General features: G+C 60.7%; 15 protein-coding genes. 8 read left to right on the top strand and 7 right to left on the bottom strand.

All coding sequences use genetic code 11. The features are described 5' to 3' along the window. The first annotated feature begins 2 nt into the window (after positions 1-2). Genes EAE28_RS20060 through EAE28_RS20025 form a run of 8 tightly spaced genes read left to right on the top strand, consistent with a single transcriptional unit; the run spans position 3 to position 7,144 of the window. Positions 3-1,169, top strand: a complete 1,167-nt coding sequence (locus EAE28_RS20060) for a lytic transglycosylase domain-containing protein (RefSeq protein ID WP_127109596.1) — start codon at positions 3-5, stop codon at positions 1,167-1,169. Beyond that, complete coding sequence (locus tag EAE28_RS20055) at positions 1,166-1,963, top strand: type IV secretion system protein (RefSeq protein ID WP_127109594.1); 798 nt, start codon at positions 1,166-1,168, stop codon at positions 1,961-1,963. Before EAE28_RS20060 ends, EAE28_RS20055 begins: the two co-directional genes overlap by 4 nt. A 14-nt stretch (positions 1,964-1,977) precedes the next feature. Then, positions 1,978-2,625, top strand: coding sequence for a VirB8 family type IV secretion system protein (locus EAE28_RS20050; protein WP_127109592.1), 648 nt, complete (start codon positions 1,978-1,980; stop codon positions 2,623-2,625). Beyond that, a complete protein-coding gene (locus EAE28_RS20045) occupies positions 2,622-3,323 on the top strand; it encodes a TrbG/VirB9 family P-type conjugative transfer protein (protein ID WP_164736715.1) in 702 nt (233 codons plus the stop codon). The genes EAE28_RS20050 and EAE28_RS20045 overlap by 4 nt, the downstream gene beginning before the upstream one ends. Next, complete coding sequence (locus EAE28_RS20040; protein WP_127109590.1) at positions 3,320-4,645, top strand: TraB/TrbI/VirB10 family type IV secretion system protein; 1,326 nt, start codon at positions 3,320-3,322, stop codon at positions 4,643-4,645. The genes EAE28_RS20045 and EAE28_RS20040 overlap by 4 nt, the downstream gene beginning before the upstream one ends. Before the next feature lies 1 nt (position 4,646). Beyond that, the gene (locus EAE28_RS20035; RefSeq protein ID WP_127109587.1) at positions 4,647-5,681 is read left to right on the top strand and encodes an ATPase, T2SS/T4P/T4SS family; all 1,035 of its coding nucleotides are present in this window, start codon (positions 4,647-4,649) and stop codon (positions 5,679-5,681) included. Positions 5,682-5,699: 18 nt separating this feature from the next. Next, positions 5,700-6,119, top strand: a complete 420-nt coding sequence (locus EAE28_RS20030; protein ID WP_127109585.1) for a hypothetical protein — start codon at positions 5,700-5,702, stop codon at positions 6,117-6,119. Further along, positions 6,119-7,144: a TrbL/VirB6 family protein gene (locus tag EAE28_RS20025; protein ID WP_127109583.1), complete on the top strand. Its 1,026-nt coding sequence runs from the start codon at positions 6,119-6,121 to the stop codon at positions 7,142-7,144. Before EAE28_RS20030 ends, EAE28_RS20025 begins: the two co-directional genes overlap by 1 nt. A gap of 39 nt (positions 7,145-7,183) precedes the next feature. Here EAE28_RS20025 and EAE28_RS20020 read toward each other — a convergent pair whose 3' ends face one another. The 7 genes from EAE28_RS20020 to mobC all read right to left on the bottom strand — a co-directional run bounded on the left by EAE28_RS20020 (position 7,184) and on the right by mobC (position 19,433). After that, positions 7,184-9,199: a DUF7017 domain-containing protein gene (locus EAE28_RS20020; RefSeq protein WP_220443971.1), complete on the bottom strand. Its 2,016-nt coding sequence runs from the start codon at positions 9,197-9,199 to the stop codon at positions 7,184-7,186. Then, the gene (locus EAE28_RS20015; RefSeq protein ID WP_127109581.1) at positions 9,196-11,919 is read right to left on the bottom strand and encodes an ATP-dependent DNA helicase; all 2,724 of its coding nucleotides are present in this window, start codon (positions 11,917-11,919) and stop codon (positions 9,196-9,198) included. Before EAE28_RS20015 ends, EAE28_RS20020 begins: the two co-directional genes overlap by 4 nt. A 240-nt stretch (positions 11,920-12,159) precedes the next feature. Then, a complete protein-coding gene (locus EAE28_RS20010) occupies positions 12,160-12,657 on the bottom strand; it encodes a hypothetical protein (RefSeq protein WP_127109579.1) in 498 nt (165 codons plus the stop codon). Between the two features lie 431 nt (positions 12,658-13,088). Then, complete coding sequence (locus EAE28_RS20000; protein ID WP_164736714.1) at positions 13,089-14,252, bottom strand: helix-turn-helix domain-containing protein; 1,164 nt, start codon at positions 14,250-14,252, stop codon at positions 13,089-13,091. Positions 14,253-14,616: 364 nt separating this feature from the next. Further along, entirely contained in the window at positions 14,617-16,599 is a 1,983-nt protein-coding gene (locus EAE28_RS19995; protein ID WP_127109573.1) for a type IV secretory system conjugative DNA transfer family protein, read from the bottom strand. Continuing rightward, entirely contained in the window at positions 16,592-18,940 is a 2,349-nt protein-coding gene (locus tag EAE28_RS19990; RefSeq protein ID WP_127109571.1) for a relaxase/mobilization nuclease domain-containing protein, read from the bottom strand. The genes EAE28_RS19995 and EAE28_RS19990 overlap by 8 nt, the downstream gene beginning before the upstream one ends. Next, a complete protein-coding gene (mobC, locus tag EAE28_RS19985) occupies positions 18,927-19,433 on the bottom strand; it encodes a plasmid mobilization relaxosome protein MobC (RefSeq protein WP_246022495.1) in 507 nt (168 codons plus the stop codon). Before mobC ends, EAE28_RS19990 begins: the two co-directional genes overlap by 14 nt. Between the last annotated feature and the right edge of the window lie 378 nt (positions 19,434-19,811).

The raw sequence follows: 19,811 nt of genomic DNA, 5'->3' as shown, positions 1-19,811 counted from the left end.
CAATGCGGACCTGGCTTCCTCTCTCGATGATCGGCTTTGCACTGGCAGGTCCCACGGCGGAGCCAGCGGTCGCCCAAGGCGTGCCGAGCTTCGATCTGCGCCTCTTCGCAGAGCGGCAGGCCATCCTTGAGCAGACCGATCGGGACCTGGCACTGCAGCAGGTCCGGCTAAGCCGCGAGGAGGAACTGGCCGAAATCGAGCGCCAGCAACTCGCCTCCCTCGAAGGGCTGATGGATGCCATGTCGCTTGGCGCTGGAGACGTGGCCGGAACCGTGGCGGGGCTCGAGGCGGGGCAGGGGGCGGTAGACGACGTCGAAAGCGCGGCCGCCAGTCTTTATGCGCCCGAGGACACCAATCCAGCGGCAGCGCGGATGTTCGGCGATGCCAGGGAGGGGATCGAGGAGCTGATCATCCGCGCAGCAAGCGACACCCATAGTCTGTCCGGGGTCGGCCGCGCAGGTCTTTCGCTCGTGCAATGGCGCTGTCTCTTGCAGGCGCTGATCTGGCAGGAAAGCCGTTTCCAGATCGGGGCACGCTCACCCGCGGGGGCCTTCGGACTTACCCAGATCATGCCCGGTACCGCGGGCGATCTCGGGATCTACCCGGCCTATTACGACGATCCCTATCTGCAGGTCACCGGCGGTGCGCGATACCTCGCACAAATGCTGAACATGTTCGATGGCAACATTATCCATGCGCTCGCCGCCTATAACGCCGGTCCTGGCAATGTGCAGGATTATGGCGGTGTGCCGCCTTTCGCGGAAACCCAGCACTATGTCGTGGTGATCCCGCAGCAGTACAACAGCTACCTCGCGGCCGTGGGCGGCATCGATGCGCTCGGCACCATCGACCCTGTGCTCCTCGCCAACGCGAGTTTCAGCCTCTCGGCCCACGGCGCAGGGGTCTATGGCGACTATTCGCTGGTCTCGGTCCGTGCCGCCGCACTGCGGGTTCAGGACATCATCACCCGTATTGGTGAGACCGAGGATCTCCACGAGGCCATCGCGCTCAACACCTATGCCCGGGCCGAACTGGCTCGGCTGATCGCAACCCGGACCCGGATCAAGGCCGCCCGAACCGAGCCACTCAGCGCCGAGCAGATCGCCTTGGCGGCAGCGCAAGCTGCCGAGCGGCAATACATGGATTTCAGTCAGGAGGATTTGCGTTGAACCTGCGCCTGCCCCGTTCCCTTTTCGCCGGTAGCATCGCTCTCGCGCTTGCCCTCAATGTCACCGAACCTGTCGCGGCACAGGGTGTGCCCACGGTGGACACTCAGAACATTGCCCAGGAAATCCGCCAGCTTCAACAGATGCTGCAGGATTTCGGGATCCAGACGGATCTTCTGGACAATGCGTTGGAGCAACTGGACATGCTGCAAAGCCAACTCGATCAGCTGAACGAGATGTATGCCTCGCTCACCGGGCCGCGCAGCATCCTCGGACTTGCCATGGGCGGGGACCTCGACACCTTGCTTGAGGCCAACTTCGAAGACATCCCCGGCCTGATCCGAGGCATCCAGGCGGGCGATTGGAGCGCTCTCATCGGGCCCAATGCCGGGCCCATGCGCACGCAGATGGAACAGGCGCTGACAAGTGCCGGGTTCGACGAGGATTCTCTCCGCGAAATCGCCACCAGCGGCAATCCGGGCGCTGAAGGCGTGGCCACGCGGGCAACCACAGGTGCTGTGATGTCGGCGGCGGCGCAGAACAGCCACGCAGAAGCGGAACAGTCTCTCGAACGGGTGGAACGTCTGGTCGAGATGATCCCGGACATGGAGGATCCCAAAGCCTCGATCGATCACAACACACGTGTCACGGCGGAACTCGCCATCGCCATGACCCGGATGTGGGAGCTGGAAGCGATCCAAACGTTAGGCGCTGGCAATGCAGGCGTGGTTGACGCCGCCACCGTCGCCGAAGAACGCCGCTACATGGACTTCACTTTGCCGGATCTTGAGCCATGAATGGGGCAGGCGTGATGAGTACGCGTGAACTCGTGGAAGAGGAACTTGTCTACGGTGCCCTGCGCCGGGAACAGCTTTGGCGGGTGATCGGCCTTTCCGGGGCAGGTTTTGGTGTATTCGGCTGTTTGACGGCTGCGGCTGTCGCGCTGATGGTCGAGACGCCGCCTCCCGTGGTTGTGCCCTACGATCCCGCGACCGGGATGGCGCTCCCCAATGCCACGGTTGAAACCGTGTCGCTCGCCGAACGGCCTGCCGTGATCGAAGCGCAAATCTACCGCTACATTCTCGACCGCGAGACCTACAATCAGCTCGACAACGATCTTCGTGTCCGCCGTGTCCTCGCACAGTCTTCCGGATCGGCCGAGGCCAACATGCGCGCGATGTGGACATCGGGGCAGGACAGCTATCCTCCGACGCGTTACGGGGCTGCGGCCGAGATGGCCGTTGAGATCGCATCGATCACCCTTATTGGCGATAACCGCGCACAGGTGCGGCTCAGAAAGCGCCTGACAAGCCCGCAAGGGGTACAGGATGGATCGTTCACTGCCACGTTGATGTTCGAATTCCGGCCCGAGCGGACCCGCGCGATCGACGATGTCTGGCAAAACCCTTTCGGATTCACCGTCACCCAGTATGCCATCCGATCGGACCGTTCTGAATGACCCGCACTCCAATCTCTGCGCTGCTGGCCGCCAGTATTCTCGCGTTCGCGGGAACGACTGCTTTGGCCGAAACTACGCCCCGCCCAGGTTCTCATGACAATCGCGTGCGCGTCGCGACCTGGACTGAAGGCCAGGTTTACCGTGTCGTCACGACTCTGACCCGCGTCACCACAGTCGAATTCGGTGAGGGTGAAACCATCCGCTCGATCATCGCCGGCGATACGGTCGGGTTTCAATTCGACGGTGTCCCGGGTGGCCGTGCCTTCGCCATCAAGCCAACAGCATCTGGCGTCGCCACCAACATCACCGTCTACACCAACCGTCGCTCCTACTACTTCCATGTCGTCGAAGCCCGGGAGACGCCGCATTATGTCGTTCAGTTCCGCTATCCTGAAAACCGCGTGCAACCCACCAGGGCGGTTGCGGCCGATGCGCCGAATGCGAACTATGCGGTCAGCGCCCGAGAAGAGTTCACGCCGACGGCCATCTGGGATGATGGTACCTTCACGTATTTCCGGTTCGCACGGAATGCGCCGGTGCCCGCCATCTTCCGATATTCGAACGGCAGGGAACGCGCGGTGAACAGCCAAGCCTTGAGTGACGGCGTCATCCGCGTGTCCGGCGTCAACCGACAATGGGTCCTTCGCCTTGGCGAAGAGGTGGTTTGCGTCCAGGACGCAGGACAGGCCACATCATGACCGAAGGTACGGAAGACCTCGCCGCGCGCCTCGCGGCTCTCGAAGGTTCGACGGGCAAAGCGAAGGCCAACAAGCGGCCTGCGCCGCTTGCCGCGATCCTTGGAGTCGTCGGCATCGCCGCAGCAGGTGGTCTGGCGTGGGCCGCCCTGCAGCCGTCGGCAGAAACACCAATGGCGACCGCCGCGCCGGAAGAGTTTCAGAGCAACGGCCCCGGATTCGGAGATCTGGCGCCGATTTCTGCCCCGGAGCCCAGCCAAGCCCCGCCTGCGGACACAGGTCCGAGCGAGTCGGAACTCGCGCTGATGGAAAGTCTTGCGACATTAAGAGCGGAACTCGAGGACCTGCGCGCAAGACCGGCCGAGGCCGCGGACAGCGGGGCGGAGCAAGCTATTGCGGACCTGACGGCGCAAATTGCCACCTTACAGGAAGCATCCGCCGAGGCTCAGCGTGCCCTCGAGCGGCAACTGACCGAGCGGGATCGCGAATTGGATCAGCTCCGCATGGACTTGGAACTTGCACGGCTTGCACCACCAGAGCCGACCTCATTGGGACCAAGTGAAGAAGAATTGCGGCTGGCCGAACTCGAAAGGCGGCGCGCTGCTGAAGCTGAGGCCCGCGCAGAGCGTATCGCGTCTCCTATGATCGCCTTCTCCGGGATGGGCGCGGGTGCGGATAGGGAGAACACGCTGGAAGCCGCACGCCTGAATGCAGATGAAGCCTTTGTTCGTTCGGGCGCACAACCTGCGCAGGTGACACGGGCCGAAGTCATCGTGAACCCCGGCAACACCGTCGTGCAAGGCACGATGATCCAGGCCGTGACCGAGACGGCGCTCGACAGCACGCTGCCTGGTGCCATCCGCGCCATCGTCTCCGAAGACGTTCATTCCTTCGACGGCACGCGCGTCCTGATCCCGCGCGGCGCGCGCCTTGTGGGGCGCTATCGCTCCGATGTGGCGCTCGCGCAATCGCGGGTGATGGTGGCCTGGGACCGCGTCATCCTGCCCGACAACCAGACCGTGGAAATCAGCGCCTTCGGCGGGGATGAGCTTGGTCGCACAGGCACCACCGGTTTCGTCGATACTCGTTTTGCACAGCGCTTCGGCTCCGCCGCGCTGATCTCGCTGATCGGGGCCTTGCCCGCGGCCGCTGCCGGTCAGATCGAGGATGAGGCAGCAGCCGATATCGCAAGCGATGTGGGCACGGACCTGCGCGACAGCACCCAAAGCGTCATGCAGGACTATCTCGCGATCCGGCCCGTGATCCACGTCGATCAGGGCACCCGGATCACGGTCATGGTCGACCGCGACCTGGAGATTTTCTGACATGGCAGCGAGCTATCTCGAAGCCTCTCTCGACCGGCTGGGCGCGCCCGTGCAGCGGGACGACACGATCGAGATCTGCATCAACCCCGACGGGCAGGTCTGGGGCGAGTTCCGGGGCGATCACTTCATGCGGGGCCTCGGCACGCCGCTCACCCAGACCGAGATCAAGGACCTCGGCAACCAGATAGCCTCGGCCGCCTCGACGACGCTCAGCACCAAGAAACCCATCGTCTCGGTCTCGATCCTCTATCGCGACCGGCCGATCCGGGCGCAGGTCATCCAGCCGCCGGCCGTCGAGGGTGGTTTTTCCATCTCGCTGCGGTTCTTCTCCTCGCTGCCGCTGGAGGCTATCAAGCTTAGCTTCCTCTACGGAAAGGAACGCAGCCTCGAAGGCCTGCGCCGCGAACGCAACGCCGCCCTGCGCGATGTGGTGGCCTCCGGCGATATCGACGCAGCCCTGCGGTTCTGCGTTGAGAACAAGCTCAACATGATCGTCTCGGGCGGCACATCGACCGGCAAGACCGTCGCGGCGCGCAAGATCCTCTCGCTGATCCCGTCCGAGGAGCGGATCATCACCATCGAGGAGGCAGCCGAGCTGCGTCCCGAGCAGCCGAATGCCGTAACGTTGATCGCGGACCGGGACGCGGACGCCCGCAGCGCCGATGTGCTTCTGGCCTCGACCCTGCGGATGCGACCCGACCGGATCGTGCTGGGCGAGGTCCGGGGCCGCGAGGCGATGACGTTTCTCGAGGCAATCAACACCGGCCACGGTGGATCGCTGACTACGCTCCATGCCGAGACCCCACAACTTGCTGTTCGCCGCCTCGCCATCGCCGCCCTGAAAACCGATGTGCCGATGACCTATGCCGACATGATCGATTACATCGAGGGCTCGATCGACGTGATCATTCAGGCAGGCCGCCATGAAGGCGCGCGCGGGATCACCGAGTTCTTTCTCCCGGGTCAAACCACAGATTTGAACCTCGACACGGTCGACGGCAGAGGCAACAAGAGCCCCTCCGTTGCCGCTGAGTAAAAAAGGAACCCCCCCAAGATGCGAAAACCAATTCTCGCACTCATGCTTGCCGCCTTGGCGGGCCCCCTTGTGGCGCAGACTTCGCCTCAGGTCTCAAACGATCTCACAGTCGATATGTCGCCGCAAAAGTACCGGATTTGCAACGATCGTCCGGCGCGCCCGACCTGGATGGACGAAATCAATCCGCGGGAAGCCTACAAGGCGCTGACGTTGATGCGTCTCTACGAGTTGCGGTCATGGGAGACGATCAACGAAAGTGGCGATTGCGGCTGTGATGTGCGCTTCCCGTCTTGGGATGCCGCTTCGACCGAGTACGAGGAACAGTTCGCGAGCAACACCCAAGCGGAGCACACTCAAGCCCAATTGGCCCTCCGCAACGAACAGAACCAGATCGCCCGCGCCGTCCAGGATATCTGCGAAGCGCAAGGCAACTGGTAATGAGCATCGTCAGCTGGATGGTTGGAACCGCCGACGGCTTCCTCGCCGATGCGGCCGAGTCCCAGTTCGGGGCCGTGGCGAGCAATACCGGCACGATCATCCTGCTGATGGCCACGCTTTCGCTGATCGGCGTCTGCATCAACATGGCATTCCAGTTCCGCAGCATGGATGGGGCAAGTTTCTTCTGGTACCTGATCAAGCTGATGCTGATAGGGCTCTTCGCCTTCAACTGGGCCAACTTCAACGCGGTCGCAAATGCAGTCATTGGTGGGCTCGACTATGTCGCTGGAGCCCTGATTTCCTCGGTCGGGGGCGGAGGGGCGGGCGCTACCTATTTCGCAGCCGAATTCGACCGACTGATTACAGAGTTCAGCCAATACCTTAGCGCTATCGGCAACAACCTCAACTGGATGACCGGAGCGATCCTCGGCGGCATTGGCCTGGTGCTCCTCAGCCTTCTCGGCTTCATGACCGGCATCGTACTCATCTTCGCCAAGATGATGCTGACACTCATGCTTGGCCTCGCTCCGATCATGATCGCACTGTCGCTCTTCGACGCGACCAAGGATTTCTTCCACAGATGGGTCTCGACGACAGTCAGCTATGCCTTCTACCCCATCGTAATCGCAGCAATGTTCTCTACCGTCGTCGGCATGGCGAATTCGCTTCTCGCGCAGCTCGGTGATCCGAATTCGGCAACCAACATCGGATCGCTCGTGCCGTTCTTCGTCATGGTTTTCCTGGCCAAAGGATTTGTAGCAGCAACACCCCTGATCGTTCGCGGCATCTCAGGAAACCTAATGGTGGCGGCGGCACCGGCGATCGTCAGCGGGTCCGCAGGGGTACTGCGAGGGCTGGCTAACACATCTGGTGTCCAGGGCAGGGCGCGGATAGGGGCGCTCACGACGGGTGAGGCGATTGGACGTGGAACTGTACACGCTCCTGCTGCGGTAAAGAGCGCCGCGGCGACGGCGAGCGCGCAGGTGGCCAGGATGGCCGAGAGGGCGAAGCGATTGGGAAGATAAGCATAGAGAGAATTGCTCTAGTTCTGTGCTTTGCGACGGCTATTCCCAGTCATCGTTTTCACCTCCAAAGTCGAAGTGATTTCGTGCGACAACTTTCGCCTGGATCGCCTTCATTCCCCATTTCCCACGCTTCTTATCGAAACTTGCAACAGCCACGCCTTCCACAAGATCGCCCGCCTGTACCCCTTCAGCAGTGATCATGTGAGGAGGAATGAAGATATCTCCAAGTGTGAACCCCAGCCCGCTCGGCGTCACGTTCGTTGTCTCGCGGAATGGGCGACAGACATCAGGAGAAGGTGATTGTTCGGTGGGTTCAATTTCGAGAATACGCGTGCGAAGGCCGTTCTTCGAATGGTGCTGGGAAAGACGAACTGCGACGGTGGTTCCAATCTCCACCTGCCCCGGGCAAAGTGAGATTGGGCAAGTTCCATCCACGCCGCGTGCCACGATGACGTGAAGCAGAGATTTTCCATGGTTGATGTGGTCGATGACACCAACTCGAAAGGGCATGATGTCCATGGGTGTGCCGTCTTCCCGGCGGCTGATCCGGTGAATTATTGTGCGCTTTGGCTCGGCCTTTGATGTCTCAAATTGCAACTTGATCGGCGTTCCTTCGGCCAACCTGCGGATGTCCGGATGGCTGTCGGGCAGGTTCAGCTCGAGTGCGAACGGATTCCCCTTCACATAGATTCTGCGGCGCCTTCGAGGCTTCTGACCATCTCGCCCCTCGATCGTGAAAACGTCCCCGAGGCACGCATCGGTCCACGGGAGGTGTGAGAAAAGCAAAGCTTCCGCCGCATCGCTCAGGCTGCCATAGAAGGCGCGATCAGTCGTGTTTGGCGTCACCGCAGAAAGTCTTTCAACAAGACTCTGTGCTTCGCGGGGTATCGCGTATCCGGCGCGGGCGCGGTGTGCAATCATTCGCTCTGCCTCGAAGCGGGCTTCGGCAGGGTGGCTTTCTTCCAACAGAGCGGCGAACTTGAGGCGGACCTTCCCTACGAAGTTATCGTCCTGTGAACAGCTCAGGGCCTTGGCATAGCACGAGCGCCGCAGATCGATATCGTTTGGCACCAGGTCACCGATCAGTTCCCAAGCCCAATACTCAGAAGCCTTCTCGCGCGCAAATTCGACGGCCAGCTTGAGCGCTTCATCAATACGCCCAATACCCCGCAGTAGTTTCGTGAGATTGAACTTGAGCCAGATGTTATCCGGGAAGCGTTTCATCGCGGCCTGCACATGCGGCAAAATGAATTGGCAGTCATCCACGCAATCGCTCTGGGCTGCCTCGGCCGACGCGGCCTGGATCACCTGCTCGACGAGGGACGGGTAGGTCTTTCCGTCCTTTCCCGTCTGCCGGTCGAAGTCCTCGTCGTTGAACTGATCCGGGTTCCAGAGGCGAAGAAAAGGAAGAAGCTTGAGCTGTTCGCCCTTTGTCAGGCGCAACGCTTGCTGCAGCATGAGGCTGTGCAGAAGGTCGGGGCCGCCAATCGCTAGCTTCAGATAGGTGTTCAGGTTCCTCTTCACGCGCTGAACAACTGGCGGAGACAGTTTCTCGTCCTGCGTCTGTTCGAGTTCGACTTTGATTAGGCGGTAGAGTTCCCACCCCCACGCCTTCCGATCCTCTGGTGCCAGCTTTCCGTTCGCATCAAGGTCGGCGTAGATCCTTGCGGCCTCCTCGTGCTTTCCCTGCTTGCTCAGAATGCGAGCTGACTGCATGGCACGGCGGTCGGGGTCCGCGAGGTCCAGAGCCTTCGCGCGATGCTCCGCCAGCATTGCGTCTGAGGCCGGGACTTCGAAGCACCGCAACTGGTCCAGATAGTCGGACAGCGCCTTGTGATTACCATCGGCTGAATGTTGTTTCACGAGCGCAATCAAACACCATGCATAGGCGGCGCGGTCGTAGTCATCGGCCTCGGAATCAGCGATGCGCTCCAGTGAGAGAGCATGTGCAGCAGCAAGCTGGCCACCTTTCCTAAGTTCGGTGACCTCTTTGGAGCGATGGTTCCAAGCGGCACCTGAGCGATTTACCCTCCGAGTTGCAATGGTGAACCTCATGGGTGAACCTCAACAGTGATAACTGTTCTCACGTCATCCTGCAGGTCAACGAGTGATGCTGTCGGGTTAGGAGCTGGATTGATTGGCATGAACCGTGTCAGCTGGTTCCTGCCATTGTAGAAGATGTCGACTGTCACCGAATCCGGGCCGCGCGCAAGAACGTAGCGCTGGCTCCATTGCTGCTCCTTGAAGTTGGCGACCGTGATACCCTTCTTCGACAGCGCAGCAATCAACCGGTCATGGAAATCCCGCAGGAACGGGCGGTCAGGCGCGCCCACGCTGGCCGAGCTCGAACTGCTGGTTCCTGGTTTCTGGCCCGACAATCCAGCGATGCGAGCTATGATTTCCTCCGCGAAGCCATCAGGCCTCGGGCAGGTCACGCTAGAGACACTCCAGTTTCCCTTGTAGCCAATGTCGATCCGAACAGCGTCAGCACCTCGCTTGAAGAAATACGCCTCTCGATACTGGTGGTGAGCGACGTCCTCGATCTCGACCCCAGTGTCGGCCAGCCTGTTGCGGATTTCCGTTTGAAGCCAGGTGCGGAACAGGGATTGCGGCGACAAAGCCGGGGCCGGGGCCCCTCCATCTGGTTCATGGGCCATCGTTCGCTGGTCGGGAGGGCCGGTCTCCGAGCTTTGTGGGCCGGGTTCTGTGGTAGACGGCGTAACCCATCCGGTTCCCGCCGCTTTCAGCCTGATCTCCGGCGGATCGACAAGATACAGCTTGCTGCTGGTCCGGGTCAGGGCCGTGTAGAGCCAGCGAAAATAGTCCGATGACCGCGGGTTCTGCCGGGTTGCGCAACTGACGATCACATGGCTCCACTCGCCGCCCTGCGCTTTGTGGCAGGTAATGGCATAGCCAAACCTGAGGCGAAGAGCGTTGAAATACGGATCCGAACGCAGGGCCAACTGGAATGCATCACGATCTTTGTTCCGGTCGATATGCTTGTGGCGCTTGAGGAAATCGACGTAGAAGGCGCGCTGCTGCGCAGATGCCAAGCTAGCATCGTCGCCGTGCAGAAAATCGTCGAGTATCTTTGCCTTCAGGATGAGATCGTCACCTTCCGATTGCGGCAGCGCAACCATGACGTCTCGAAAATTCAGCGCGACATTAATGGGTTCCGATACGTCGCTATTGCCGATCTTCTGAAGCAACTGCACAGACCGTCGCTCGACCGTCGCTTCAGCCGCGTCGATCTGCAGGATTTCACCATTGGCGACGTAATGAGGACCGCAAAAGCCATTGGCCGCAACGATCACGCTGTCACCGGCCGCCACTGTCGCCTTGCCCGGAAACAGTACTGCCCGGATCGCGCGGTTGAAACTGGCGGCTTCGGTATTCGAGTGGGTAACGATGATCGGCGCCTGGGGGCCGCGCCCTTCGCGGATCTTCATATAGAGAGGGGTGACACTGTCCTTGGGCAGTTGGATGACGTCATCGTCAAAAGAGAAAGTCAGGCTGCTGAAGCGTCCACTGGTGACGCCTTCGCGCAGGGGCATGACATTGCGGATTACCGCGCTTTCAGCTTTCTGGCGGACGATTTCAGTCAACTCGTAGCTGGTTGCATCAAGCCCGAAAGTCTCACGCAGGTAATCCGCGTCCAGGGCAGGAGAGGTCGACATGCCGACCGGCGGCAGCTGCGCAGGATCGCCGATGAAGATGATCTTTCGGGCGTTGCCTGAATGCGTTGAACCCACGTGCTCGATCAGATCCCGCAACAGATGTCCGCTGCCAGACCGGAAGAATTCACTTTCGGAATACACGTTCGATACGAGCGACGCCTCGTCGATGATGGCAACGGCATCGACCGGGTCATCATTGTTCCGGACCTTGGCAATCATCTTGAAGGTGGCCGACCCATCGCCGTAATCTTCGGTCTGCTCGGTCATCTCGCTATAGTCGTAGATCAGGCTGTGGATCGTTCGCGCTGACTGCCCAGTTTTCTTTGTGATGACTTTGGCTGCCCGCCCTGTCGGGGCCGCAAGCGAGAACATCCTCCCTTGGGCAAGCAAGAACTCGGTCAGACCACCCGCAAGGAAGGTTTTCCCCGTTCCCGCATAGCCTTTCAGCAGAAACACCCGCTGGGTGTCGTCTGCGAGGAATCCATCGAGCGCCGAAATGCCCCTCTGCTGGTCGGCCGTGAGCTCCTCTTCGAACATGTCCCGCAACGAGATCCGCGTCTTCGGTGGCCTGACCAGGGTCTCTAGGCCAGCGTCGCGGTTTTGGACAATGTTCTCCCTCGCGTCGGCTGGGCACATGTCCTGCGAGGTCTCATGACATGCTGACGGCGTTATGGACGCGGCACGTCCCCGCGCTTGCCAGTCGATATCCGGGCGCATTTCAAGGCAGAACCAAGCGGTCAGCGAGAGGGCGTCATCGAGCAGATCGCGGGCTTCAGCCACCGATACAGGACGCTTTCCGTGTGCGGCGATGTTTCCGAGTTTCCGGATAGTGTGCAAAAGCCCCAGAATCCGCCGATCCAGAAGATCATTATGCTGAAGCAGTTGCAGGCGGTCGAACTGCTTCTCTTCATCGTTCAATTGCAAACCATGGTGGCGAAAAAGGTGGCAAACCAATGCCTCCGAAAAGCTGCGTAGGCGGATGGTCGAAAAATCAGGGAGCTTGTCGGCATTCTGCTCTGCTTCGGTTGCCAGGGTATGCAGGTCCGGCCAGAGAGGCAGCAACACGCCAAAGCGCTCTGGATTTCCAGTCATATCCATGGTGTCCCCCTTTACTGGCAAACGGCATCTCTTGCGGAAATAGTCTCCAGGCTTCTGCGCTAGATCACCCTGGAATCGTATGCCTTTGAAATCGGGCCGAAATAGGGGGTAAGCATGACATTCCACCAACTGAATTGGAGGCTAGACAAGCCTCGCTGTGAGGGCAACCTCTCGATCGTCGAAGAGCGGGACTTGCCGCGCGGCATGCGGGCTGCTGGGATGTGAACTGCGTTACCTGCATCATTGGAGCAGCCGCCCGTCAGATCCCAAATACATGCCATCCGACAAATAAATCGGCGCGCCCTCGGCAATGCACAGGTCGTCATATAGATCGCGAAGATCGCTGCAGCCGGCGGTGTGGTCGACCTCTGTCGGCTGCCCCAGATATCGGGCCATTTCATCGGCCAGTAGAGTAAGGGCTTCGAACAACTGATCCCTCGTGCCGGACAGGCAGATCTCGGCGAACCTGCGGCCTTTGCCATCGCTGTCGATGCAAAGGTCCACCTCGCCCCCGGCAAGGTTCTGGATCCCGACCTGCAGGGCGTTGATCAACGCTTCGCGGTCCCGGTAGATCGGCGGGGCGCCAAAATCGCTAGCGGTGGCCGTCTTGATGGCCCCGCCTTGGTGGCCACCGATGCTGCCAATGGTCAAGCGGAGCAACGTGTGCTCTCCTGCTACGGCAAAATACTGTTCGCGCGCATGGTAGAATTTTGTGGATTGATAGATAATAGCGGACATGTTGCATCCTTCGCTTGCATGGTCTTGAGATAAGCGCGCAGCGGTATCGTTCGTGGGCGTACCACCCACACGAAGCGCATTCTGCGGTCCCTTGAAAAATCAGATGTACCTGGTGTTCCGAAGGCAGGAATTGCTGCGGAACGGTCGTGATCGGCCTTTGCGCTGGTGATAACAGGTCACGACATTACCTGCGGCGTCGACAATCGCCCTCACCTTGGTCGCAGCTGCAATCATCTCCCCATCGAGGCCCGCGGCTGTGAGGTGCCGGACGGTCCGTCCTGACAAGATGTACTCCTCGCAATCATGCCGCGCCTTGACCCGTGTCCCATGCAGAAGGACAAGTTCGAGACTGTCTTGCCGAATACTCCGTTGGGCCATACGCGTTGCCGCATGGTTGCTGAGGACGAAAGACGCGTCTGCACACACAGCCATCATGCCGACTCCCCCTCGAACTGTTTTTTAAGCTTGGAGCGGTGACGCTGGAGTTCTTCAAAGCGGCGATAGATCGGATCTTCGAACGGGAAAACCAAGGCAATTTTGCCGCCTTCAGAAGCCGCAGCTTTGCGGCTCTGATACTCAGAAAGCGTATCTTCGTTGAGATGCAGATCTTCCTGGAACGGGTTCACCCAGCTTTGAACACGGTCATCATCCGTGTACCGCTCAGGGTACCAACCTTCTTCATGGCAATGCTTCGCCACGAGGTCATCATACTCCGCGGCCAGTTCCGGATGGCGTTCGGCATAGAACGCGCGCCAGGCCTTCAGCTTCTTGAGACCTACCTTCCGCTGATCCTCCATGTCCTGCTCATGCGCTTCCCGAATGGCCTTAGCAAACTCTTCAATCGAGAGGCCACCGCCCTTGGCTTCCTTGGCCTGATGCAAAACCGAGGACAGCCGAATGCGTCCTTTCGCGATGGCCTCAGCCAGTTGCGGTTGCCCCCCAGAGAGAGCCTCTACGAGCTCAATGTCCGATATAAATCCGGCCGCATTCGGGGCCTCTTCGGCCGCTGCCCCCACGAACCACTTTGTATCGACATGGTCTGAAATCTGCGCCGACAGCCGAATGATTGCCTCGCTGAACAGATTCCGCGACGTTTCTGTGCCAGGGTGTGACGTCTCGATTCCGAAACATTTTTTGAGCTTGCTGGCCTGATCCTCAAGGTGCCCCCCTTGTAGACGCGGATCGGAGAGGCCGTTTTCAAAGGCAAGGCGAGCTACTTCGTCGTCCTGCACCGGCACTCTCAGTGCATGTCCGGCCACAATGGAAAAGAGAACTGGTGCCAGTTCCATGATCTGCTTCTGGCTGACCCCATAACGCCACCGCATGAGTTCGTAGGCATTGTGGGACGCAGCAGAAACATGGGCCTGGATGGACACTTCTCCCAAGTCCACGTCGGCAAAGAACGGATCGAAATCCTGAGGCTTGCAGTTCAGAACGCGGGCAATCGCCTCCAGATCCTTGGGCTTGGGCGGATTGGTTCCCGCCAGCCAGCGACTTACTGTGCGCTTATGCTTCTTGATCGCTGCGGCGAGTTCGTCGCGCGATTTCCCCTCTGCTTTCAACTTCTTCTTGAGAAGTTCTGCCTTGAACGCCATCGATGCCTCCCTTGTGTCCATGACATCAAGGTAGGTGCCATTTTGTCCTATGTAAATTTGGCATTTTCTGTCACAGATCGGGGAAAGCTGGCTGTGAATGCCCTCATTTTCGACTAAGTTTGTTTTGATGTGACAAAATAAGTGCCATTTTTGCCGAGATGAATGCTCAAGTCGGCGCGACCAAATCAAGCAATGTACGTCAGCATTCGCTTAGATTGTACCTTGGCGGGTCGCTTGCCTTCCTCACAAAATACGGTGGCGGCTTCGGTCGCTTTCACACCGATGGCCATGTCGTAAGCGATAACAACACTGTCGAATGCGTGTTCCGTCCGATCCCCTGAACCGCAAGAACAATGTCCTCGCATCACGCATATTCTGCAATGATGGCCCGTGTCGTCTGAACCGCAGCTGCCAGTTCTGCTCTATCCGGCTCCTTGAGCCCCAGCCCCACCGGATCAAATGACAACTGCACTGGCCCACCTCCACTAGCTCCCGCGCGAGCTGCTCGACCCCGCGCACGATTTGGCCGCGAAGGCGTGGAACTCTGCGTATTCGATGCGGGCATCTCCGCCGTTGCCGGTGAGGTCGCTACCCCAGAACCATTTGCGCCTGCAGCCGCCCGCACTTCCTGCAGCTCTTGCTTCAGCTTCTCGACCGTCTCGCGAGTCTCGGACATCTGTCGGTCCCGCCGCAGGCCGTCCTCGTCCGGATATGGGAAGCTTCCCGATTGACAGGCGTGCAGAACCTTCAACGCCGGATCCTCGAAATACTTCACCCTTCTTGCCCGGATCGGCATCTGCGCGTCGATCACGAGGATGACCTCGTCTAGGTCCATGCGCCGGGCCTCATCCTCGGTCAGGAGCGGGGTATCTTCTGTCCTCTCCGAGACGCTACGCCCTTCGAATGGATTGCGTCCAACAGCACGGGAGCGGGTCACCACACGCTTGGTGGTCTTGCCGACAGCCTGGCTCAATTCCTCGATGGTCTTCTGCTCGGACGGGGTGAGGTAGAGCTTTACCCCGGCGCCGCCCTGCAGCGACCGGCGGGTGTTTTCGCCATAGATCTCATCGAGCGCGGGGATGGTCTGGGTCACGATCGCGAGGTTGCCGCCGAACGAGCGCAGCGTCTTGATGCTCTCGGCGACGATCGGCATCTTTCCGAGCCGGTCGAACTCGTCGAGCATGATCATGACCGGCCAAGGTTCGTCATCGCCAGGTTCCTGTGCTTGCAGCGAAGCGATCAGGTCCGAGAAAAAGAGACGGATCAGCGGGGCAAGCGGTCGGATCATCTCGGATTCGACCACAAGATAGATCGTATGTGGGCGGCGGCGGATATCCCGGAATGAGAAGTCAGAGGTCGCGGTGGCCGCGTCGATCGCGCGGTTGTCCCAAGTGTCGAGACCCGATGTCATCAGGAGGGAGAGGTAGGAAGTGAGGGTGTCGTTGTTGGTCGATGCCATACGCTCGAAGATCAGTTTGGCCGACTTGTTCTTCACCTCCTGCGAACGCTTCAGGTATTCCTTCTGCTTGTCGCCCCCCGAGGCTGTGATGCGATAGATCTCGCCGATGGTCGGCACGCCGCGCTCGAAGGCCAGAAGACCGGCCGCCACGAACAAGTCGATGCCCCCGGCCAGAAGCCCGCTCAGCTTTTCATTGTCGGTCTGCAGGAAGAGCTTCGCGGTGAGTTTCAACTCCATCTGCTGCCGGTCGGGGTTGGTCATGGCAGCAATGCGCGCCAGCGGATTATAGCGATGTGTCGGTCGGTCCCAGTCAGTCGGCGCGAAGCGGAAAACCTTGTCCCCCATGCTGGCGCGGAAGCGCGAGGTCTCGCGGAAGTTCTCGCCTTTCACGTCGAGCACCACGGCCGAGCCCTTGAAGGTCAGAAGGTTCGGGATCACGAACCCCACGCCCTTGCCCCGGCCTGTAGGCGCCACGATCAGCGCGTGGGGGAAGGTTTTTGAGACAAGGAACGGGCGCTTGGATTTCGGGGAGCCGAGCTTGCCCAGAAGGAAGCCGCCGCCCGGCTTGGCAAAGAAACCGTTCCTCTTCATCTCGCTGCGAGTCTGCCAATGCGTCGTCCCGAAGCGGGTCAATGCATCCCCCAGAAGCGTGACGCTCAGCATCAGCGATGCCAGGCCGAAGCCGCCCAGGATGAGGTTCACCCAGAGGAAGTCTTTCGGTGCAGACTGAGACAGACCCCGATATTCGCGGGCAAGCAGGGTGACGTCGAAACGCGAGGGAGAAAGCCCATAGCGGAACATGACAAAGCCGGTCGCCACGACATAGCCCATGGCGAGACCGACCAGCACGAGGCTCAAAACTCCTAGGGCAATCTTGCCTTTATCCATGGGTGATCCCCTTCGCACCATGTGCCGCGGCGTGGCGCGCGCGCTGCGCCTCGATCTGCTCTTCGGCCAGAGCATCGAGAACGCGCTCCATGGCCGGGCCATGCGCGGTGACCTCGCTGCTTTGAAGATAGGTCTTGGCGAGTTCCAGCTGGCGCAGCGGATCCTCGGTGAACTTGTCCAGGACGTCCGCATTTCCCGCCCGCAGCGCGTCGATTGCGTCGGGGCTTAGTCGCTCGTTTATCTGCTGGACAATGTCCTGCTGCTCTGCCTCGGAGAGCGGGCCCTCGACGTCGGCGTTTCGCACAAAGGCCATGACGGTTGGCGCTGTCTCTTCCAGATACCGGCGCTCGGCGTAGTCTTGTCGCGCCTGGTCCTCGATCTCGAAACTGCGTTCGCTGATATAGGCACGCGACGCGCCGAGCGAACGAAGGTGGTTGATTTCGTCCTCGACGGCCTGCCCGAATTCGTCATCCGGCATCTCCGTGCGATAGCGGGCGAGGATGCGGAGCTCTTCCGTGATCGGACCGAGATGATCCGAAGGATCCCGCAAGGCGAGGTCCATGTCGCCAGCATGAAGCGTGCGGTCCTGCGCCGATACCGCATATTGCGGCGGCATTCGACTGTCAGTCATCTGTCCCCAAGCCATCGAGGCCAGTTCGGCATGCTGCGGAGATCTCTGCGCGTAGGCATCGAACGCGGCGCGGGCCTCCTCCACCTCCACGGCGCCCGCCCGCCGCACCGAGGGGTCGTCGGAGAACGGATGATCGAAATCCGTCCGGCGGAACTGCGCCACCAGCGCCCTGAACGCCTGCCGCTCCGATGGAGCAAAAATGTCGGACCCGTCTTGCGCGAGATCGCCCCTAGGTGTCGTCAGCCGCTCGCCGAGCACAGCCTCAGCGTCATCCGCCTCGTCGACCTCGGTTGGCGCGCGCAGGACGCGCACGCCAGTCAGAACATCGCCCAACCGAACATGCACGGCTTCCAGCCGGTCGAGCGCTTCTTCCCGGTCCGCAGATTTCTCCAGATCGAGGTCGCTTGCTTTGGCAATCCCCTGCAGATCCTGTGCCAGCCACTGGCGCTCCAAAGCGGCATTGCCTGCCCCCTCCCGCAGGCGCGCGGCCACAGCCTCGGCATCGACGCCCGTGCCTTGCAACGCCTCGGCCAGCTTTGGTGCCACCTCTCCATCGTCAAGACGCGCGAGGTGTTCTTCACTTAAGTTCGGCCTTGCATAGATGCCGTCCCGGGATGGGGCATCGACCAGGGCGGCGGAGCGATCCCCGAGCGGGTTCAAATGCGCGACCGAGGCCAGAACGTCGGTCAGCTTGCGCTCGATCACCGGCCGCTCGGCCGCCGGCGCCCTGTCGATCGCCGCCTCGATCTGGCGAATGTTCTGAGAAAACTCGGTGATCAGCGTGTCGAACGCTGCTTCGTCTTGGGACATGTAGATGGCTCCGTCAGATTGAATCTGACCGCCTCGGGCAAGGATGGTGCTGGCCCTCTCGAGCGCTTCGGCCACGTCTTCGAAATTCGAACGGGACGCCTCCGCCGCGAGCCCGCGATAGATCAAAGCTTTGTGCCGGACGGTTTCCAGAGCGGCCGCCAGGTCAGCACCGGTTCTCTGGCGCTCGACTGGGGGACGACCTTCGTCGCGAGCCTTGTAGATTTCATCGATCTCGGCGCGGTAGGTCGTGACGCCGCGATCCAGACGGCGCGTCGCCTCAAGGCGGATCCCATGAACTTGGGCCGCCTCGACCATCGCCTCGCGAAAGGCGTCGTAGTTGAAGTGATGATCCTTCCCGAGAAAGAACATTTCGCCATCCTTGCTGCGGCGGTTCAGAACGATATGCGCATGTGGATGCGCGCGATCTTGGTGTATTGCAGCAATATAGTCGAATTGCGACCCCTCCCCTTGAAAGAACTTCTCGCAGACCGCCTGGGTGATATCGCGCACCTCTTCACCCCTGGTCCCAACCGGGAATGCCATCAGCAGATGCGACGTATGGCCAAGCTTGGGGCTGTAGCGCTCGTTCCACTGGTTCTCGAACCGCCGCGCCACGCGGTTGATCTCGGCTTCCGAGAGCTGCTTCTTCCCGTCATGGGTGCCGCGGCTGTCGAGGATATGGGTCGACTTCGTCGTGAGATATGTGAGCTGCGCCCGTAACTGCACCCCGGTGTGGCAGCCCCCTTTCGAGATAGCCTTGAAGATCGATGGCGAATAGCCGCGCGCGGCCCGAACCATCTGCGCGCCCTTGGAAAGCCCCTGCCAGGATCCCGAAACTCGGCTCCAGCCGCGGTCAAATAGCGCCGGGTCGATGCCACGGACCCGGTCACTCCGCGCCATTCTCATTCCTCTCGGCGAGGCCCGCCAGGGCAGAGCTGATCTCAAGGTCCAGCACGCTGCGCCGCGCACGCGACATCTCCTGGACCTGGTCGGCCAGATCGAAGACCAGACCTGCAAGGGCGCGGACGTTACGGTGACTTGAGGCCGGGTAGGACAGTCTCTCGCCCCGCACCTTGGCCTCGTTCAGACGTCGCGCGATCTGGTTCACATTGTTGCCGACCCGGTTGAGCGCGGCGCCGAGGTTGCGCAACTCGTCACACATCTCGTCGTCGGGCAGGAAGACACCTTCGGCCGCCAGCATCAGGCGGCGCATGGCATCCGAGCGGTGCGCAATCCCGCGCCGCGACAGCGCCGCGTCGAACCGGCGCAGGTCGTCGTCCGAGACCCGGATCCCTACAACCCGCGATCGGCTGCCGTTCGCTGTCTGACGCTCATCCCGGTGGTTCACCACGTTGTAGATCGTCTTCAGGCTGACATCGTAGCGCGCGGCCAATGACGCCGCGGAGACTCCGTTCCGGCGCTCCTGGGCGATGGTCGATCGCTCGATCTCTGTCAGTCTGCGGCGGCGGGGCATTTTGAAGTTAACGTTCCTATTTCTTGCCAACTTCGTACAAGCCCGCCGACTCCCAACGCAAGTGGAGTCGGCCATAAGGGCTTGTACTCAATGTAGAAAATCGCCCTGAAGGGGCGATTTTCCGTCCTTTGTCAAATGGATCGCGCTTCGCGCTCATTGCACCACGCGATGCGGTCTCCGCATCGCGCATCGCGTCTTTCGCCCCCCGTCTCTTGCACCCCGCAAGACGGGTTTTGCTGCGTGCTGACCGTCTCGCGTCACCCGCAGAACGACATACCCGAGACTGCCGCCCGTCGT

The sequence above is a fragment of the Pararhodobacter zhoushanensis genome (assembly GCF_003990445.1).
GTDB lineage: Bacteria > Pseudomonadota > Alphaproteobacteria > Rhodobacterales > Rhodobacteraceae > Pararhodobacter > Pararhodobacter zhoushanensis.
The sequence above is the reverse complement of the archived record's forward strand: the minus strand, read 5'-3'. Positions and strand labels throughout refer to the sequence as shown.

Excerpts from the sequence above, each read along its gene's own strand:
- EAE28_RS20060 (WP_127109596.1), top strand. The coding sequence starts at position 3 with ATGCGGACCTGGCTTCCTCTCTCGATGATCGGCTTTGCACTGGCAGGT.
- EAE28_RS20050 (WP_127109592.1), top strand. The coding sequence starts at position 1,978 with ATGAGTACGCGTGAACTCGTGGAAGAGGAACTTGTCTACGGTGCCCTG.
- EAE28_RS20045 (WP_164736715.1), top strand. The coding sequence starts at position 2,622 with ATGACCCGCACTCCAATCTCTGCGCTGCTGGCCGCCAGTATTCTCGCG.
- EAE28_RS20040 (WP_127109590.1), top strand. The coding sequence starts at position 3,320 with ATGACCGAAGGTACGGAAGACCTCGCCGCGCGCCTCGCGGCTCTCGAA.
- EAE28_RS20035 (WP_127109587.1), top strand. The coding sequence starts at position 4,647 with ATGGCAGCGAGCTATCTCGAAGCCTCTCTCGACCGGCTGGGCGCGCCC.
- EAE28_RS20030 (WP_127109585.1), top strand. The coding sequence starts at position 5,700 with ATGCGAAAACCAATTCTCGCACTCATGCTTGCCGCCTTGGCGGGCCCC.
- EAE28_RS20025 (WP_127109583.1), top strand. The coding sequence starts at position 6,119 with ATGAGCATCGTCAGCTGGATGGTTGGAACCGCCGACGGCTTCCTCGCC.
- EAE28_RS20020 (WP_220443971.1), bottom strand. The coding sequence starts at position 9,199 with ATGAGGTTCACCATTGCAACTCGGAGGGTAAATCGCTCAGGTGCCGCT.
- EAE28_RS20015 (WP_127109581.1), bottom strand. The coding sequence starts at position 11,919 with ATGGATATGACTGGAAATCCAGAGCGCTTTGGCGTGTTGCTGCCTCTC.
- EAE28_RS20010 (WP_127109579.1), bottom strand. The coding sequence starts at position 12,657 with ATGTCCGCTATTATCTATCAATCCACAAAATTCTACCATGCGCGCGAA.
- EAE28_RS20000 (WP_164736714.1), bottom strand. The coding sequence starts at position 14,252 with ATGGCGTTCAAGGCAGAACTTCTCAAGAAGAAGTTGAAAGCAGAGGGG.
- EAE28_RS19995 (WP_127109573.1), bottom strand. The coding sequence starts at position 16,599 with ATGGATAAAGGCAAGATTGCCCTAGGAGTTTTGAGCCTCGTGCTGGTC.
- EAE28_RS19990 (WP_127109571.1), bottom strand. The coding sequence starts at position 18,940 with ATGGCGCGGAGTGACCGGGTCCGTGGCATCGACCCGGCGCTATTTGAC.